Origin of the sequence: Pseudomonas sp. JV241A, assembly GCF_900275665.1 — a bacterium.
GTDB lineage: Bacteria > Pseudomonadota > Gammaproteobacteria > Pseudomonadales > Pseudomonadaceae > Aquipseudomonas > Aquipseudomonas wadenswilerensis.
In genome coordinates this window covers 55,717-73,381 of sequence record NZ_OPYO01000015.1, presented here as the reverse complement: position 1 = coordinate 73,381, position 17,665 = coordinate 55,717, and the positions used below count along the sequence as shown (strand labels likewise).

Genomic DNA, 17,665 nt, shown 5'->3' with positions numbered 1-17,665 from the left:
GCTCAACGGTGTTTGCCGTGAATCTGGATGCAGTCTATACCCATGAATTATGGCTCTCTGCCAGCTATGGCCCCAACATGATCTCTTTGAGAAGGAGCATCGAATGTACCCGGCCTGGAAGCTCGTCGTGTTCAGCGCAATGTTGTTTGGTTCGTCTGTCGCACAAGGCGATAGCTTTCGAATTGCCACGTGGAACCTTGGCTGGCATATCGCTGAACAAGAGCTGCCAACCTGGATTGCACAGTGCTCAAAAACCTACGCGAAAGACGCTCAAGGTGATTGGAAGCTGGTACCCGTCGGTACACCGCAGGCCAAGCGTGGATGGGACATCAGCGAGTCACGTGCTTCACTCGAAGGGGTGGACCTTGCCAGAATGCCGCCCTGCGCGGTCTACATGACTGCAACTCATCAGGTCGTGGAAGTTACGCCTGAAGCCTATGCCAAACGCTTGGCGCAAATAGCCAGATTGATGTCTGCCGAGATCAAGCCGGACGTCATTGCTTTCCAGGAAGTTTCCGGAGCACAAAGTGTTCGCGAAGCGCTTGGCGACGCCGCAGCAGACTACAACGTCTGCTCCTTCGAGGGTGCCTACAAGATACAACGCCTGGCGTTTGCCTGGAAAAGGTCGTTGGGCGAGGCCGTCGAGGCATGCACCGACCTGGTAGAGCTGTCCCTGCCCGATCGTCCAGCGACCAAACAGGTACGACCGGGGTATACCGTCACGTTGAATCTGGGCGGCAAACGGGTTCGCTTTTTGACGGTCCATCTCAAATCCGGGTGTGTCACACCGCTGGAAGGTGATCGTCTCGACGGCGACAAGGGAGCCGACGACCCATGTCCTGTTTTGCAGCAGCAGGTAGGCCCACTTGAAGTCGCATTCGAAACACTGCCGTTGAACGTGGATGGCTTCGTTGTACTTGGCGATTTCAACCGTAATCTTTGGCACGAAGCCAACAAACTGGCGGGCGCAGAGCCACTGCGAAGCGACGGAGAGACCGATTTGACAAAGAGCCGGGCCGCCACGGTATCAACGCGCAATCTGTTCTTGGAAATCAATGACGGAGCACCCGCAGGGTCGAAGGCCAGACTTCTGTCAGCAGTGTGTCCTGGAGCCCCGTCAGTAAAGGCTGCGTGCGAGTCGGCAAAAACCTCCAAACTGTCCCAGGCGCAGCGCAAGGCACTGACTGCTGCTGATGGGCTGGGCTGCCGAAACCCGGTTGGCCTGGACCACATCCTTGTATCTGAGACGCTGGCCAATAGTGTCCAGTCGACTTACAAGGTTCCAATCGGCAACATGGGCGGCTCCCTTCCTGCAAAGCCACCGCAGTACCCCGTCGCTGCATTGGCGATATCGGACCATTGCCCGGTTGTGATAGATATCCAGCTGTGAGGGGCTTGCGTGAGGCTCAGCTACCGACGAAGCCGGCCGGTAACAGGCCATCTGCAACTACGCCCGAATAGCTCAAGGCCACCGGCCCGGTGAGAAAGACCGGGCCCTCGCCATCCCATTGCACAGTGACGGTCCCGCCATCGCATTCCACCTCAACGCAAGGGTCCAGCAGGCCGCGACGGATGCCGTTGACCACCGCACCACAGGAGCAGGACCCCGAACCCAATGCAATGCCGCCCCAACGCTCCCAGATGCGCAAGCGAATGTGCGCTCGGTCAATGACCTGGACGAAATGCACATTGGTCCGGTTGGGGAACAGCGGATGGGTCTCGATGCCCGGGCCGATAGCCGCCAGGTCAATGGCCGCCAGATCATCGACAAAAAAGCTGCAGTGCGGGTTGCCCATGCTGCAGGCGCTGGGGCCTCCAGCCAGTGGCAATACAGCCGTATCCATTGCGTCAGCCAGCGGAACATCCGACCAGCCGAACAGCGGCGCGCCCATGCTGATGGCAATGGCGCCCGATGCCGTTCGTTCGCACGTCAGTAGCCCACGGTTGGAGCGCAAGGTTAGCGACGTGGTGTTCGCTTCGTGCATCAACCTGTCCGCAGCACCCCGGGTTGCGCTGCCGCAAACGTCCAGCGGGGAGCCATCGGCATTCCAGAACAGCAGGCGCGCCTGGGCATCATCACAATCGAGCAGCACCGCGAGCTGATTGAAGCCGATACCGTGGCTGCGATCCCCCAGTCGCCGGGCAATGTCGCCAGTGATCGGGTTGGCTGCGTTCCGCGCGTCGACGATAACGAAGTCATCGCCATTGGCGTGCATCTTGTGAAAGCTCAGCGGCATAGATCGACCCTGGCAGCGAAACAGATTCAACGTCGATCTAGCCTAAATCCCACAACCTTTGCAAGCACGAGAAAGGCAGCCCGGTCTTCCGGGCCGCCCGCTTCTCACGCGCGTCTACGCGTTTTCCAGCTGACCAATCGCTGCCTGCAGGCGGCTGCGGCTACGTTCGCTGACATCCTTCTGGCTCTGGTGAGTCTCGGTCGGTGCCTGGCGCACGTTGGCATGGGGCACCACCTGCCACCCTCCGCCGTCCAGGCGCAGGTAGCGATAGCTGGCGGTACCGCTGGCCCAGTTGGCGCTGAGGATCCCGTGCAGATGGAAGGTCTGCTCCAGGGTGCTGAACGGACCGCTGGGGCTGCCGGTCAGGTTGAGCACGATATGGCCATCACCTTTGAGGCCGAGCTTGAGGTCGGAATAGTCCCCCCAGACATCGGCATGGAAGTTCAGCGGTGGATAGGTGGCAGCAAAGATACTGGCTACGCCGGTGATCTTCTTCTGCACGGTATTGACCAACAGATCGAGGGTCAGGACGGGAGCACCGAGCAGGCCGGTACGCACATTGAGACGGGTGTGGAACAGTCCGATTGCGGGCATGGTGCGACTCCTTGTCTGTTCAGGCGCGGCTGGATTTGCCGGCTTTGCCGGAAGTGCTCTTGGTCGAATCGATGGCGGTGTTCAGGGCAGCGCCTGCGTCACCGGTAGCCAGGGCCTTGAGATGATCGACATCGCCGGTGGCAATGGCCGCCTCCAGGGTGGTGGCGTTTAGCCGTGCCTGGATGTCGACATCACCAAAAGCCTTGATGCGGGTGTCTTCCCGATGCGCTGGCGCTTCGACCACGATCCATTGCCCCTGGCTGTTCAGGTAGCGGTAACCGGCCTGGCCTTTCTGCCAGTCCGAGCCCACCGCGAGTTTGAGGCTGAAGATGATCGGCGAGTTGGCAGTTTTGCCGCCATGGTTGCCCTGCAACGTGATGAGGATATTGCTTGGGCTTGGCGGCAGGAACAGCTGATAGCTGTAGGTGCCCCACACGTCCAGGTGCTGGTCCAGCGGCGGGTTGGTGGACTGGGTGAGATGGGCGGTGCCGCGCAGGGTGCGGTCAGACGGATGAACCAGCAGGTCGAGCACCAGGCGCTGGGCGCCGGGTGCATCGGTGCCAATGATGTAGGACACGGGGAAGAGTCCTATTACGGGTGCTTGTAGTGAGTCAGTCATGGTGCCTCCATTGCAAACAATGAGTGGAAACAAGCGCGTGGGCTGTTTCTGGCGGGCGACTTCCTTGGCGCGCAGTTGGATGTAGGCGAACGGCGTTGCGACCTCCGTGATGGCGTCACGCGCAGATTGCCTGCGGCGAAGACGCTGCGGTCCGGCACGGCCATGCCCAATGGGCAAGGTTCGCCGAGGTGCAACGGGTATGAAACCCTCCCTGGGCGCATAGCTGCCTGCCTGGCAGCCCTGATCAGTAAAGCAGGGAAAACCGGACCGGCCAGGGGGTGGTGGCAAAAGTGCATGATGTCCGACGGGTGGTTGAGCGGGCCCCTGAAAAACGCAAACTGCAGGTTGAGTATCCGCATCTGGCTGCTGACTGGGTGTTCGAGTGAACGTGGCCATCGCTGGCACGCCAGCACCCAAAGGGTTCTTGGCCAGACATTCTAGGCGTATTGGATCAATCCGATTTTGCCGTGGGACGATTCCGATTCCGTCCAGCGGTGCGTTAAGTCGTAAACACCAGTGCTAGGTTCCGGGCTTCATTGCCCAAGGAACCTGCGCATGACAAGGACGCCATCCCCCGTTTTTTCCCCACCTCCTGCGATGACCGCCGCAAGCGGCACGTTGCAGCCAGGCTTCTACATCGTGCCGCGCAGCATGACCGGTGCCCAGGTGCTGGCCCTGCTAACGGCAGAACAGGGGCCTCAGTTGATCGCTCGATTACAGCGACTTAACCCGACCTTTGCCAGTGGCTTCAAGGCGGGGGAAATCTTCGTCATTGCTGACCCGGACATTGGCAATGCCTGCACGCGTGAAGAGGCCGAGCTGATGACGGCTGCGGCGCAGGTGCGCGAAAGCCTGGCTGCACTCAGTGCTGAAGAGGCCAATTTCATGATGCGCCATCAGGCCGAGATTGCCGGGCTGTCCGCGGGTGCGAGCCAGGCCATGGGGGTCGGCAAGGACATGCTGGAAAAGGGCCTGCGCCAGGTCGAAGCAACGTTGCGCAGTATCGAGCAATTGCATCAACGCGAATTCAGCCGCAGCGGCAAGTTGAACAGCGCAGACTTCTTCAACGCCCGCCGACGGCTGCACTTGCAGCTTGATGCGCAGCTCAAGAGTGCCTTCCTGAACAAGCAGCTGAACCTGGGGAGCTACGACAGCTTGCGCAAGGGCCTGGGAATTTCGACGCGTAGCCTGGTGCACCACTGGAACCGGGCCGGCGGGGCCGGGCAGATTCCCGGGTACGCTACGCATTTGGACCAGGTGGCGAAGACGGCCAAGTATCTTAAGTATGGAGGGTATGTCGGGATCGGGTTGGGTGGGACGGCGTCGTGGTTGACGGTGCGGGATGCATGTCGGGCTGGGGAGACGGATGAATGCAAAAGGATCCGGTTTACCGCGACGGGTAGCTTTACCGGGGGGCTTATCGGTGGAACGTACGGTGCCAAAGCCGGATTCGTTGCCGCTACTGCTCTATGGGGTGTGTTTGCCGTAGCGAGTGGCGGATTAGGTGTACCGGTTTGTGGGATTGTTCTGGTCGGGGGTGGGTCGCTTGCCGGGGGTATCGCGGGCGGAGCATTCGGGGAGTGGGTGGGTGATTTGATCTATGAGGCGTAGGAATGATCAATATCGAAAGTTGGCCATTAGGAATCAAAATTATCTTCGGCCTCTCCCCTTTTCTGGTCGGTTTGACCGGGTTGATGATGAGTGCGTATATCGCTTGTAGCCGCGATTTCCTTGTGCTTATTTCGGCAATTCAGAGCAACCCCTGGTTTGAGTCGCAGAAGCGCTCGCAGGGAACATCCAGCTTTACGTCGCGTTGGAATTTGGTTTACTCAGCGGCGGGAGTATTGATCTGTCCGCATCTGCATATACGAAGAGGATTGCTTGATGCTGAAGAATTCCGCCGCTTCCCCCTCCCCCTCAAACGCCGAATGCTTTGGTCAGTCTGGCTGACAGTCATTGGCTTTGTCTGGTTAATGATTGGTGCTGGGCTGGTGCAGGCGAGCAAGTATTGAAACCACCGTGCAGCAGTCAATCAAGCACGCAAAGGACGTAATCCAGGCAACACCTAATGTACTGGCTGAACTGGCCCCATCGCGGGTCAAGCCCGCTCCTACAGTGGATCTGTGTGCGCCAGACCTGTGGGAGCAGGCTTGCCTGCGATCGAGCGCGTAGCGGTCGTAATCCGTACTGCCTTCCACAGATCCGCTCCTTGCACTGGGAGGTCCCGGACCAACCTACACCTACGAACCCGGCAAAAATTAACCGTTGATCACTGGTAACCTGCAGCCCTGTTCAGCACACTCAGCAAGGCCGATTATGGACGATCCAACCTACTACCCCTTCCACCTCTTCGCCGCCACCTTCGAGAGCGAAACGCACGCTCGCCAGTTCGCTTTCGAGCAATGGCAACCCGAGCCGCCCGCCGACGCAAGTTCTGCCGAGTTCGCCGCGTGGGAAGATCACAATCCAACCTGGCAGCTTGCCCGGGAACTTGAGTTCTTCATGGATTCGGACTTTGTCGAGCTGGATGAATCGCTGGAGTATGTGCAGAGCCTGGTAGCCAACGAGGCGCAGAAATCGCAGTTGTGTTCCCGGTCTCTGGCCGGGTTCAGCCACTTCATCATCGTCGGCGACAACGCGATTTACGGTGACCGCCGCTCACCAGATCACTCCAATCCGCGGCAACCACAAAGCACCGCCACGCTCACCTATCTGGGGCATTTCAATTGAGCCGCTTACAGGTGGTAGCGATTGATCTGGGCAAGGTGACAAGCGCCAGGGAGCTGCATTGCCTGTTAAGGGATGCCCTCGGCTTTCCCGATTGGTATGGCTGTAACTGGGATGCCTTCTGGGATGCGATTACCGGGCTTGTGCAGATGCCTCGACAGTTGAAGCTCAGTGGCTGGGACACTTTTTCCAGGCAGTTGCCGAGGGACGCCGAGCTGATGCAAAAATGCCTGGCCACTCTGCAGGCCGAGTATCCGCAAATGGCGGCTGAAGTGCTGTTCGAGTGAACCAGGCCATCGCCGGCAAGCCAGCTCCACAGGGCGATGAATCCGATTTTACTGTGGGACGCTTCCCATTCCGTCCAGCGGTGCGTTAAGCCGTGAATGCCAGTGCTAGGTTCCGGGCCTCTTTGCCCAAGGAACCTGTGCATGACAAGGACGCCATCTGCCGTTTTTCCCCCTCCGCCTGCGATGACCGCCACCAGCGGTACTTTGCAGCCTGGCTTCTACATCGTGCCGCACAGCATGACCGGTGCCCAGGTGCTGGCCTTGCTGACGGCACAACAAGGGCCTCAACTGATCGCTCGACTACAGCGGCTCAACCCGACCTTTACCAGTGGCTTCAAGGCGGGGGAAATCTTTGTCGTTGGTGACCCGGACATCACCAGTGCCTGCACCCGTGAGGAGGCCGAGCTGATGACGGCTGCGGCGCAGGTGCGCGAAAGCCTGGCTGCACTGAGTGCTGAGGAAGCCAACTTCATGATGCGCCATCAGGCCGAGATTGCCGGGCTGTCCGCAGGCGCGAGCCAGGCCATGGGCATTGGCAAGGACATGCTGGAAAAGGGCTTGCGCCAGGTCGAAGCGACCTTGCGCAGTATTGAGCAATTGCATCAGCGCGAGTTCAGCCGCAGCGGCAGGTTGAACAGCCCGGACTTCTTCAATGCCCGCCGACGGCTGTACTTGCAGCTTGATGCGCAGCTCAAGAGTGCCTTTTTAAACAAACGGCTGAACCTGGGGAGCTACGACAGTTTGCGCAAGGACCTGGGGATTTCGACCCGTAGCCTGGTGCACCACTGGAGCCGGGCTGGCGGGGCTGGGCAGATTCCCGGGTATGCGACGCACCTGGACCAGGTGGCGAAGACGGCCAAGTATCTCAAGTATGGCGGGTATGTCGGGATTGGGTTGGGAGGGACGGCGTCGTGGTTGACGGTCCGGGATGCTTGTCGGGTTGGGGAGACGGATGAGTGCAAAAGAATCCGCTTTACCGCGTCGGGTAGTTTTGCCGGGGGGCTTATTGGTGGAGCCTTCGGCGCCAAAGCTGGAATTGCTACTGCTGCCGCCGTATGCGGAGTGTTTGCCGTAGCAAGTGCCGGATTGGGTGTACCCGTTTGTGGGATAGTTCTGGTCGGGGGTGGGTCGCTAATTGGGGGCTTGGGTTTAAGTAAAGGTGGTGAGTTAATGGGCGATTTGATTTACGACTGGACACGACCATGACAGAAGATCCGCGAACCTGGATGCCCGGTGTGCAATTGGTGTTCTTATCAACGCCTTTTCTGTTGATGCTATCTGCAATGGCGATGAATGCCTGCGTCGCCTTGAGCCGTGATTTCGACCTTTTGATTGAGGCAATTCAAGGCAATCCCTGGTTCGAGCGCCAGAAGAACCTATGGGGCACTGCAAGCTTCAAGTCACGTTGTTACTTGGTATGGTCGGCCTGCGGCGTGGTGATCTGGCCAAAGCTGCATGTTCGCAGGGGCCATCTCGATGCAGACAAGATGGATAATTTGCCGCGAGGGCTCAGGCGCAGGATGATCATTGCAATCTGGCTGGGATTTACCGGCTTTGCATTGATGTTCTTGGCCATCGGTGCCTACAAACTCGGCAAAAATTAACTACCGATCACTGGTAACCTGCAGCCCTGTTCAGGACACTCAGCAAGGCCGATTATGGACGATCCAACCTGCTACCCCTTCCACCTCTTCGCCGCCACCTTCGAGAGCGAAACGCACGCTCGCCAGTTCGCTTTCGAGCAATGGCAACCCGAGCCGCCCGCCGACGCAAGTTCTGCCGAGTTCGCCGCGTGGGAAGATCGCAATCCGACCTGGCGGCTTGCCCAGGAGCTTGAATTCTTCATGGATTCGGACTTTGTCGAGCTGGATGAATCGCTGGAGTATGTGCAGAGCCTGGTGGCCAACGAGGCGCAGAAAGCGCTGTTGTGTTCCCGGTCTCTGGGCGGTTTCAGTCACTTCATCATCGTCGGCGACAATGCGATTTACGGTGACCGCCGCTCACCAGATCACTCCAATCCGCGGCAACCACAAAGCACCGCCACGCTCACCTATGTGGGGCATTTCAATTGAGCCGCTTACAGGTGGTAGCGATTGATCTGGGCACGGTGACAAGCGCCAGGGAACTGCATTGTCTGTTAAGGGACGCCCTCGGTTTTCCCGATTGGTATGGCTGTAACTGGGATGCCTTCTGGGATGCGATTACCGGCCTTGTGCAGATGCCTCGACAGTTGAAGCTCAGTGGCAGGGATACTTTTTCCAGGCGCTTGCCGAGGGAGGCCGAGCTGATGAAAAAATGCCTGGCCACTCTGCAGGCCGAGTATCCGCAAATGGTGGCTGAAGTGCTGTTCGAGTGAGCCAGGCCATCGCTGGCAAGCCAGCTCCACGGGGCGATTAATCCGATTTTACTGTGGGACGCTTCCTATTCCGTCCAGCGGTACGTTAAGCCGTGAATGCCAGTGCTAGGTTCCGGGCATCTTTGCCCAAGGAACCTGCGCATGACAAGGACGCCATCTGCCGTTTTTTCCCCTCCGCCTGCGATGACCGCCACCAGCGGCACGTTGCAGCCAGGAGCCGTGCCGGCGGGGCTGGGCAGATTCCGGGGTATGCGACGCATCTGGACCAGGTGGCGAAGACGGCCAAGTATCTCAAGTATGGCGGGTACGTCGGGATTGGCTTGGGTGGGACGGCGTCGTGGTTGACGGTGCGGGATGCTTGTCGGGTTGGCGAGACAGAATCTTGTAAAAAGATCCGTTACACAGAGATCGGTAGCTTAACTGGCGGCTTACTTGGAGGTATTTACGGCGCACGAGTTGGAAGCCTCGCAGCATTTCTGACGTGTGGCACTGTGGCGGCCATGACAGCAGGGGTTGGTGGACCCATTTGCGGGATTGTCCTGGTCGGAGGAGGATCGTTGGCTGGCGCTGCACGTGTTGGAATGGGAGGAGAATGGGTGGGAGATGTGATTTTTGGACTAACAAGGCCATGAGCGGGTTCTGGTATTCATGGTGGGCTGTCGCCTTCATGGTTACTCCGTTCATTCTTGCCTTGATTGGTTTAATGATGAGTATCCAGATCACTTGCGGCCGTGATTTCAATGTCATGCTCTCGGCACTGCCAAACAGCTTGCGACTTCAGAACCAAACCCCCAATTCTGGTAACGCAAGCTTAAGGTCACGCTGGTATCTGGTAAACACAGTCAGCGGCGCCATGCTCTACCCCAGGTTCTGCATTCGCAAAGGGCTGTTCGATGCAGGTGAACTGCAGGAGTTCCCGGCCTCTCTCAAGCGCAAAATGATCATCTCGTCCTGGTTGTCGATAGTCGGTTTTGCCTGGCTGATGACAGGCGCAGGACTGCTGAAACTCAGCAACGGATAAATGGTTCTGCATGCACCGAATCTGTGAGCGCTGGGTTTGCCAGCGATTGAGCTCATAGCGCTCATAATCCAGTCAGTGCCTGATGTGCTGGTTGTACTGACCTCATCGCGGGTCAAGCCCGCTCCCACACGAGTGGGTGGGTGATTTGATCTATGGAGCACAGGAATGATCAATATCGACAGTTGGCCATTAGGAATGAAAATTATCTTCGGCCTCTCCCCTCTTCTGGTCGGTTTGACCGGGTTGATGATGAGTGCGTATATCGCTTGTAGCCGCGATTTCCTTGTGCTGATTTCGGCAATTCAGAGCAACCCCTGGTTTGAGTCGCAGAAGCGCTCGCAGGGAACATCCAGCTTTACGTCGCGTTGGAATTTGGTTTACTCAGCGGCGGTCTTTGTCTGGGTAATGATTGGCGCAGGGCTGCTGCAGGCGAGCAAGTATTGAAACCACCGTGCAGCAGTCAAGCGAACCCGCAATGGATTGCCCACTCGTGATGAACCTGAGCACCTGGCCAATAGGGGCTCAAATTGCTTTTGGCCTGGCCCCCTTCGTATTGTGTTTGTCTGGCTTAGGCATTGGCGTCCATCTCGCTTGTAGCCGACATTTCAAGGTCATGCTCAAGGCCCTTGAAAATAGCCCCTGGCTTCATCAGCAAGTCAACTTGTGGGGAATCACCAGCGTAAGGTCACGCACGCTTGTCGTGGGTAGTGTCTGCGGCGCAATGCTTAGACCGCGCCTTGGTATCCGTAAAGGCGTATTGGACCCAGCGGAAGTAGCAGATTTCCCACCTTACCTAAAACGCCGAATGTACATTTCGTCCTGGTTGACAATTGTAGGATTCGCCTGGCTGATGGTTGGTATAGGCCTGATAAAACTGGGCATGTTTTAGCCCTAACCAACACTCATCCGCAAGGCCATCGAAGGACGATCCTGACTCAAACCTTGAGCGGAATGAGCCGATGATCTCGCCCTGGAAGTAACCGTTGTGTTGGGTGAGTTCTGTGCGCATCGGCTGTTCGATTTCGCAGTAACCCGGCCTGGACGTAATTCAGGCGACACCTAATGTGATGGCTGGACTGGCCCAATCGCGGGTCAAGCCCGCTCCTACAGTGGATCAGTACGCCGGACCCGTGGGAGCTGGCTTGCCTGCGATCGAGCGCGTAGCGGTCGTAATCCAGTCAGCGTCTGATGTGCTGGTTGAACTGGCCTCATCGCCGGCAAGTCCGGCTCCCACAGGAAACGACCATGCTGGAAGATCCTCGAACCCGGATGCCCGGCGTGCAACTGGTTTTCTTATTAACGCCTTTTCTATTGATGCTATCTGCAATGGCGATGAATGCCTGCGTCGCCTTGAGCCGTGATTTCGACCTTTTTGATTGAGGCAATTCAAGGCAACCCCTGGATCGAACGCCAGAAGAACCTATGGGGCACTGCAAGCTTCAAGTCGCGTTGTTACTTGGTATGGTCGACCTGCGGCGTGGTGATCTGGCCACAGCTTCATGTACGCAGGGGCCACCTCGATGCAGACAAGATGGATAGATTGCCGCCAACCCTCAGGCGCCGGATGATCGTTGAGTGAGTGGCTTTGCCGATTAAGGATAGTGGGAACTCCGGCCTACAAGCACAAGACGGAGAAGACTCATGGCGGCATCCTCGCCTGCCGCACTATCCTCGGCACCGAGGCCTTCGAGGCCTGGGGCTGGCGGATTCCGTTCCTGCTGTCGATCCTGCTGCTGATCGTCTCGGTGTACATCCGCCTGCAACTGAGCGAATCGCCGGTGTTCCAGAAGATGAAGGCCGAGGGCAAGGCCAAATTCACCAGTTCGTGCGACCTGGCCAAGAGCGTGCCGGCGAAAAAAGCCATCCCTACAGCAACGAGAACGCTGATCCCGGCACCGTCGCGCAGATCCGCATCGGCGACACGGTGATCCAGAGTTTTGAAGGCACCGGCATGCCGGCCGCCGACTTCAAAGCCCAGAACGACGCCTTCATCGCCACCCCGGGCACCGCCCTCAAGGACGCTGGCTACCCGGAAAAAGCCGACCCGGCCAAGACCAACTACCCGATGGTCTTGCTGCTGACCATCCTGGTGATCTACGTGACCATGGTCTACGGCTGGTTCGGCGGCTTCCTGCCGACCGTGGCCTTCGCCATGGTCGCCGCCACCGGCGATATCTACTACGGGCTATGGTACCCGATCGTCATCGCGGTGATGACGGCGATCCTTGGCACCTTCTTCCTGCCGGAAACCAAGGACCGCGACATCACTCATACCTAAGTCTGATACCCACCCTCTCCCCTGTGGGAGAGGGCGTTTCAGCTGTTTCCCGGCACAGTGCCAACCCGAGCGAATTATGTACTAACTTGTTAATTAGCTTGCTAAGGGTATAAAATTCGACCACTCCCCCCTTCGAGTTTTCTTCGATATGACACAGACACCGCGCGTATCTGGCGCCTCAACATTCATCCTGGTTGGCCTGGGCGTGATCATCGCCCTGCTCGGCCTTGCGCTCGCCGCCGGTGGCGTGAAGCTGGTCAGCCTGGGTGGTTCCTGGTACTTCCTGGTCGGCGGTTTGCTGATGGCCATTTCCGGCCTGCTGATCGCCCGCCGAAAACTGGCCGGCGCCTGGCTGTTCGCCGCCTTCCTGGTCGGTACCGCGATCTGGGCCGTGGCCGATGTCGGCCTGGTGTTCTGGCCGCTGTTCTCGCGCCTGTTCATGTTCGGCGCGATGGGCCTGGCGGTGGTGCTGGTCTATCCGCTGCTCAAGCGTGCCGCTGGCGCCACGCCCGGCCGAGGTGCCTATGGCTTGGCGGCGGTGCTTGCAATTGCCCTGGCGGTGGCAGCGGGCAATATGTTCGTCGCCCATCCAAGCGTTGCCCCTACCGGTGACGGCCCGGGCCTGACCGCGGTCGACCCGGCCAAGGCGCAAAAAGACTGGGCCCACTATGGCAACACCGAAGGTGGCAGCCGCTTCGCCGCGCTGGACCAGATCAACCGCAGTAACGTCGACAAACTGAAAGTGGCCTGGACCTACCACACCGGTGACGTAGCCATCAGCGACGGCAACGGCGCCGAAGACCAGCTGACCCCGCTGCAGGTCGGCAACAAGGTGTTCATCTGCACCCCGCACAACAACCTGATCGCCCTCGATGCCGACACTGGCAAAGAGCTGTGGAAGAACGAAATCAACGCCAGGTCGGCGGTCTGGCAGCGTTGCCGCGGCATGGCCTACTTCGATGCCAGCGCACCGATCGCCCAGCCGACCCAGCCGAACAGTTCGCCGATCATCGCCGCCAGCGTGCCGGCCGGTGCCAACTGCCAGCGCCGTCTGCTGACCAACACCATCGATGCGCGCCTGATCGCGGTCGACGCCGACACCGGCGAGTTCTGCCAGGGCTTTGGCAACAATGGTCAGGTGGATCTGAAAGCCGGCCTGGGCAACGTTCCGGACTCCTTCTACCAGCTCTCCTCGGCGCCGCTGATGGCGGGCACAACCGTAGTGGTCGGTGGCCGCGTCGCCGACAACGTCCAGACCGACATGCCGGGTGGCGTGATCCGTGGCTTCGACGTGATCAGCGGGCAGATGCGCTGGGCCTTCGACCCGGGCAACCCTGAAGACCGCAATGCGCCGACCGGCGACAGCACCTACGTGCGCAGCACCCCCAACAGCTGGGCGCCGATGTCCTACGATCCGGCGATGAACACCCTGTTCCTGCCAATGGGCAGCTCGTCCACCGACATCTACGGCGTCGAGCGTACCGAGCTGAACCACAAGTACGGCGCCTCGGTACTGGCCCTGGACGCCAGCAGCGGTGCAGAGAAGTGGGTCTACCAGACCGTGCACAACGACCTCTGGGACTTCGACCTGCCGATGCAGCCGAGCCTGATCGATTTCACCAAGGCCGACGGCCAGTCGGTGCCTGCGCTGGTCATCGGTACCAAGGCCGGGCAGATCTACGTGCTCGACCGCGCCAGCGGCAAGCCGCTGACCGAAGTGGTCGAGACCCCGGTCAAGCCGGGCAACATCCCCAACGAACCGTACTCGCCGACCCAGCCTAAATCGGTGGGCATGCCGCAGATCGGTGCCCAGCAGCTGACCGAGTCGGACATGTGGGGCGCGACCCCGTACGACCAGTTGCTGTGCCGCATCGACTTCAAGAAGATGCGCTACGACGGCCTGTACACCGCGCCCGGCACCGACCTGTCGCTGAGCTTCCCGGGCTCCCTGGGCGGCATGAACTGGGGCAGCATCTCCACCGACCCGGTGCATGGCTTTATCTTCGTCAACGACATGCGCCTGGGCCTGTGGATTCAGATGATCCCGTCGCGGAACCAGGGCCAGGCCGCCTCCGGTGGTGAAGCGCTGAACACCGGCATGGGCGCGGTGCCGCTCAAGGGCACACCGTATGCGGTGAACAAGAACCGCTTCCTGTCGGTGGCCGGCATTCCGTGCCAGGCACCGCCGTTCGGCACCCTCACCGCCATCAACATGAAGACCCAGAAGGTTGCCTGGCAAGTGCCGGTCGGCACCGTTGAAGACACCGGCCCGCTGGGCATCCGCATGCACCTGCCGATCAAGGTTGGCCTGCCGACCCTCGGCGGCACCCTGTCGACCCAGGGCGGTCTGGTGTTCATTGCCGGCACCCAGGACTTCTACCTGCGCGCCTTCAACAGCGCCAACGGTGAAGAAGTGTGGAAAGCCCGCCTGCCGGTCGGCAGCCAGGGCGGCCCGATGACCTATGTGTCGCCGAAAACCGGCAAGCAGTATGTGGTGATCACCGCCGGTGGTGCGCGTCAGTCGACTGATCGTGGCGACTATGTGATGGCGTACGCGCTGCCGTAAATCGCATCGCCCCATCGCGGGTCAAGCCCGCTCCCTGTGGGAGCGGGCTTGACCCGCGATGGGACTTTTACCGACCTCCCAGGAATACCCCGCAATGCCCCGCGCTTCTCGCATCACCCCTGCCCTGCTCCTGGCCCTGGCCAGCTCCACAACCCTGGCCGACGACCTGATGACCCGCAACACCCTGACCGGCGACTGGGGCGGCCTGCGCCACCAGCTCGACGAACAGGGCATCAAGTTCACTGGCGACTACAGCGGCGAAACCGCCTACAACGCCGATGGCGGCCTGCACCGCTCGGCGCGTTACTCGCAGAACCTCAAGCTGGGCGTGCAGTTTGATCTGGGCAAACTGTACGGCCTGGACAACGGCGGCAAAGTCCAGCTGACAGTCAACGACCGCCGCGGCAACAGCGCTTCCGAAGACCTGGTGGGCAACCGCCTGCCGATCCAGGAAAACTACGGTGGCCTCTATACCCGCCTGACTGAACTGAGCTATGAGCGCACCCTGTTCACCCCGGCACTCAACGTCAAGCTCGGTTACATGGCGATGGGCAACGACCTCGGCGGCCTGGACAGCGGCATCCTCTGCAACTTCATGAACGCCGGTTTCTGCGGCCATCCACTGAACATGTCCGGCGGCAGTGGCTGGACCAACTACCCCAATGCGCACCTGGGCGTGCGGGTCAAATACGACCTGTCGCCGGCCTGGCAACTGCGCGTGGCGGCGTTCAACGTCGACCCCGAAAGCAACGGCAACTCCAGCCGCGCCTGGCACCTGGGGCCCAAGCACACCACCGGCACCGTGGTACCGGTCGAGCTGGTGTACAAGCTGTCGGGCGCACTGCCGGGTGAGTACAAGCTGGGTTACTACTACGACAGCTCCGATGTCAAACGCATCGGCAGCGACAAACAGGTGTCCGGCCGTGACGGCCATTACCTGCTGGTGGATCAGGCCGTATGGACCTCGTCGAGTTCCGAGGGGCGCAGCCTGCATGCCTTTGGCCAGTACTCGGCCGCCAGCGCCGCCGCCTCGCCGTTCAGCAAGTGGTATGGCGCAGGTGTCGTGCTGTACAAGCCGTTCGAAGGTCGCCCGCGCGACACCGTGGCCCTGGGCTATGGCCGCGCCGTGCCGAACCCGCGCAGCCGTGATGTGCAGCAAGATGCCGCCGCAGCCGCAGGCGTCGCCTACCCCAACCTGGACAGCGCCGAGCAGTTGATCGAACTCAGCTATGGCTACCAGGCCACCCCTTGGCTGACCTTGCGCCCGGATGTGCAATACATCATCGAGCCGGGGGCGTTTTCCGGTGACAACATCGACAATGCACTGGTGCTTGGCCTGCAGGTCAAAGCCACGTTCTAAGCCTTCCTGACAACGGTGAGCGCAGGTTGACCTGTACGCGCCTGCGCGATTCAGGCGATGATCGCGCTCCCCGTTTTCGAAGGAATGAAGATGCCTACGCTGATCTCCATCTACGCCCTCTGCGTGGTCGCGCTGTTTGTGAAGATGCTGGCGATCTCCTGCTATCAGGGTTTCTATCGCATCAGCCGCCTGACCTTCAAAAACAGCGAGGACGCCGGGTTTGTCGGCCGCCAGGCGAGCCCCGAGGAGTTGCCGCAGGTCAGCCGCGCGGCCCAGGCCTGGGCCAACGACCTGGAAAACATTCCGCTGTTTTTTGTGCTGGGCGCGCTGTGCCTGGTGTTCAACCCGCCGTTGCTGTTCACGGCCGGGTTGATGGTGCTATTTACCGTCGCACGCCTGGTACACACCGTGACCTACCTGGCGCGCTGGCAACCGTGGCGCACCATTGCCTATGCCGTGGGCATCATGTGCCTGCTGGGGCTGGCGGCCATGGTCAGCATGGGCGCCTTGCGGCATTGGTGAGCGAGCGCGTTATACCGCCCTGGCGCTCAACAACCGCACCCCGAGGCCGATGAACAGCGCACCGGTGGCACGCTTGAGCGCCGCCACCACGCGCAAAGCCTTCACGTGCTTACTGAAGTGCAAGGCGCTAAAGCAGTAGAACGAGTGCACGCCGCAGACGATGGCGGCACTGGTCAGGTACATGACCGCGAACTGCTCGGCGATCGGCCGGCCATGGTCGAGAAACTGCGGCAGGAAGGCGCAGAAGAAAATCAGGGTTTTCGGATTGCTGGCCGAGACCAGGAAGGCTTCAGTGCCGATCCGCCATTTCGATTGCGCTGCCGGCACGGCGACTTCGGCGGCAGCAGTCGAAACCGATTTGCGCGCAAACAGCTGGCGTGCACCGAGGTAGATCAGGTACCCCGCGCCAACCACCTTCAAGGCCAGGAACGCTGTCGGCAACGCCAGCAACATCGCCCCCACGCCCCAGGCCACGGCACTGATGACCAGCAGTTGCGCCAGCAGGTTGCCGAACAAGGTCACGCCCATGCCCGCCGGGCCATGGCGCAAGGCGTTGCGCACGGTCAGCAGTACGTTGGGGCCGGGGGTCAGGGAAGTCAGCAGGTATGCCAGGGAAAAGGTGAGCCAGAGGTGCAGTGCCATGGAGGCAGTCCTTGCCAGGGGGAATAAGTGGCAACAATGACAGTAATTGCATGGGTGTTGCAATTGCTCTGGGAGCGACCATTACAAAGAGGAAAGGTACAACGAGAAAATGGCAGGGGCGGCTGGATTCGAACCAACGCATGGCAGGATCAAAACCTGCTGCCTTACCGCTTGGCGACGCCCCTGTAGCTGTAGCGATGAGTGCCTGGCACTCGCTTGCGATGATGCAACGTGGTGCAACCTGAGACGTTGCGGGCCTACGCTGCCAGCCCCGTGAGGGCCGTTGCAAGAATGGCCGGCAATTTATCAAACTTTGTCGTGTCTGGGAAGCCCCTGACTGCACAAATTGTTGTTAAAACAGCCACTTACTCTGAATCGAGGCGCCAGATCGGCGCCTCGACCGCTCACCGGGTACACCTAACCTGGTGCACCCGGTGTTTTACCGCTGCGTGGAAC

The 17,665-nt window shown here is 60.0% G+C and carries 19 protein-coding genes, 1 tRNA gene and 1 pseudogene; 16 read left to right on the top strand and 5 right to left on the bottom strand.

The window, feature by feature from the left end; all coding sequences use genetic code 11:
- Window positions 1-103 precede the first annotated feature (103 nt).
- A complete protein-coding gene (locus JV241A_RS09930; RefSeq protein ID WP_166675678.1) occupies window positions 104-1,390 on the top strand; it encodes an endonuclease/exonuclease/phosphatase family protein in 1,287 nt (428 codons plus the stop codon).
- Between the two features lie 16 nt (window positions 1,391-1,406).
- On the opposite strand, the gene dapF is transcribed toward JV241A_RS09930, so the two are convergent.
- The 3 genes from dapF to JV241A_RS09915 all read right to left on the bottom strand — a co-directional run bounded on the left by dapF (window position 1,407) and on the right by JV241A_RS09915 (window position 3,408).
- Window positions 1,407-2,237 carry a diaminopimelate epimerase gene (gene dapF, locus JV241A_RS09925; RefSeq protein WP_134062254.1) on the bottom strand — a complete coding sequence of 277 codons (831 nt, stop codon included), beginning with the start codon at window positions 2,235-2,237 and terminating at the stop codon, window positions 1,407-1,409.
- A gap of 114 nt (window positions 2,238-2,351) precedes the next feature.
- A complete protein-coding gene (locus tag JV241A_RS09920) occupies window positions 2,352-2,831 on the bottom strand; it encodes a DUF1842 domain-containing protein (RefSeq protein ID WP_115087372.1) in 480 nt (159 codons plus the stop codon).
- Window positions 2,832-2,850: 19 nt separating this feature from the next.
- On the bottom strand, window positions 2,851-3,408 hold the full coding sequence (locus tag JV241A_RS09915) for a DUF1842 domain-containing protein (protein WP_240047849.1): 558 nt from the start codon (window positions 3,406-3,408) through the stop codon (window positions 2,851-2,853).
- Between the two features lie 597 nt (window positions 3,409-4,005).
- On the opposite strand from JV241A_RS09915, the gene JV241A_RS09910 reads away from it, so the two are divergent.
- The 15 genes and pseudogenes from JV241A_RS09910 (at window position 4,006) to JV241A_RS09840 (ending at window position 16,567) form a co-directional block, all read left to right on the top strand.
- Window positions 4,006-5,061: a hypothetical protein gene (locus tag JV241A_RS09910; protein WP_134062250.1), complete on the top strand. Its 1,056-nt coding sequence runs from the start codon at window positions 4,006-4,008 to the stop codon at window positions 5,059-5,061.
- Window positions 5,062-5,063: 2 nt separating this feature from the next.
- Complete coding sequence (locus JV241A_RS09905) at window positions 5,064-5,462, top strand: hypothetical protein (protein ID WP_115087379.1); 399 nt, start codon at window positions 5,064-5,066, stop codon at window positions 5,460-5,462.
- Window positions 5,463-5,766: 304 nt separating this feature from the next.
- Window positions 5,767-6,180 carry a hypothetical protein gene (locus JV241A_RS09900; RefSeq protein ID WP_134062248.1) on the top strand — a complete coding sequence of 138 codons (414 nt, stop codon included), beginning with the start codon at window positions 5,767-5,769 and terminating at the stop codon, window positions 6,178-6,180.
- Window positions 6,177-6,464, top strand: a complete 288-nt coding sequence (locus JV241A_RS09895; RefSeq protein ID WP_115087382.1) for a barstar family protein — start codon at window positions 6,177-6,179, stop codon at window positions 6,462-6,464. The genes JV241A_RS09900 and JV241A_RS09895 overlap by 4 nt, the downstream gene beginning before the upstream one ends.
- Before the next feature lie 141 nt (window positions 6,465-6,605).
- Entirely contained in the window at window positions 6,606-7,670 is a 1,065-nt protein-coding gene (locus tag JV241A_RS09890) for a hypothetical protein (RefSeq protein ID WP_134062246.1), read from the top strand.
- On the top strand, window positions 7,667-8,068 hold the full coding sequence (locus JV241A_RS09885; protein WP_177414858.1) for a hypothetical protein: 402 nt from the start codon (window positions 7,667-7,669) through the stop codon (window positions 8,066-8,068). The genes JV241A_RS09890 and JV241A_RS09885 overlap by 4 nt, the downstream gene beginning before the upstream one ends.
- A 54-nt stretch (window positions 8,069-8,122) precedes the next feature.
- Window positions 8,123-8,536, top strand: coding sequence for a hypothetical protein (locus tag JV241A_RS09880; RefSeq protein WP_134062244.1), 414 nt, complete (start codon window positions 8,123-8,125; stop codon window positions 8,534-8,536).
- Entirely contained in the window at window positions 8,533-8,820 is a 288-nt protein-coding gene (locus tag JV241A_RS09875; protein WP_134062242.1) for a barstar family protein, read from the top strand. Before JV241A_RS09880 ends, JV241A_RS09875 begins: the two co-directional genes overlap by 4 nt.
- A 628-nt stretch (window positions 8,821-9,448) precedes the next feature.
- Window positions 9,449-9,841 (top strand): hypothetical protein, encoded by a 393-nt coding sequence (locus tag JV241A_RS09865; protein ID WP_134062240.1) that lies wholly within the window; start codon window positions 9,449-9,451, stop codon window positions 9,839-9,841.
- A gap of 165 nt (window positions 9,842-10,006) precedes the next feature.
- Complete coding sequence (locus tag JV241A_RS09860) at window positions 10,007-10,285, top strand: hypothetical protein (protein ID WP_134062238.1); 279 nt, start codon at window positions 10,007-10,009, stop codon at window positions 10,283-10,285.
- Window positions 10,286-11,086: 801 nt separating this feature from the next.
- A complete protein-coding gene (locus JV241A_RS27800; protein WP_275670881.1) occupies window positions 11,087-11,221 on the top strand; it encodes a hypothetical protein in 135 nt (44 codons plus the stop codon).
- A gap of 269 nt (window positions 11,222-11,490) precedes the next feature.
- Window positions 11,491-12,119 (top strand): annotated as a pseudogene (locus tag JV241A_RS09855) (hypothetical protein); the annotation flags it as partial.
- Between the two features lie 148 nt (window positions 12,120-12,267).
- Window positions 12,268-14,685, top strand: a complete 2,418-nt coding sequence (locus JV241A_RS09850; RefSeq protein ID WP_134062236.1) for a glucose/quinate/shikimate family membrane-bound PQQ-dependent dehydrogenase — start codon at window positions 12,268-12,270, stop codon at window positions 14,683-14,685.
- Window positions 14,686-14,779: 94 nt separating this feature from the next.
- The gene (locus JV241A_RS09845; RefSeq protein WP_134062234.1) at window positions 14,780-16,045 is read left to right on the top strand and encodes a carbohydrate porin; all 1,266 of its coding nucleotides are present in this window, start codon (window positions 14,780-14,782) and stop codon (window positions 16,043-16,045) included.
- Between the two features lie 90 nt (window positions 16,046-16,135).
- Window positions 16,136-16,567: an MAPEG family protein gene (locus JV241A_RS09840; protein WP_115087390.1), complete on the top strand. Its 432-nt coding sequence runs from the start codon at window positions 16,136-16,138 to the stop codon at window positions 16,565-16,567.
- A 9-nt stretch (window positions 16,568-16,576) separates the two neighbouring features.
- On the opposite strand, the gene JV241A_RS09835 is transcribed toward JV241A_RS09840, so the two are convergent.
- Together JV241A_RS09835 and JV241A_RS09830 are read right to left on the bottom strand one after the other, a co-directional pair.
- Window positions 16,577-17,209: a LysE family translocator gene (locus JV241A_RS09835; RefSeq protein WP_134062231.1), complete on the bottom strand. Its 633-nt coding sequence runs from the start codon at window positions 17,207-17,209 to the stop codon at window positions 16,577-16,579.
- A 110-nt stretch (window positions 17,210-17,319) separates the two neighbouring features.
- A tRNA-Gln gene (locus tag JV241A_RS09830) sits at window positions 17,320-17,394 on the bottom strand.
- Between the last annotated feature and the right edge of the window lie 271 nt (window positions 17,395-17,665).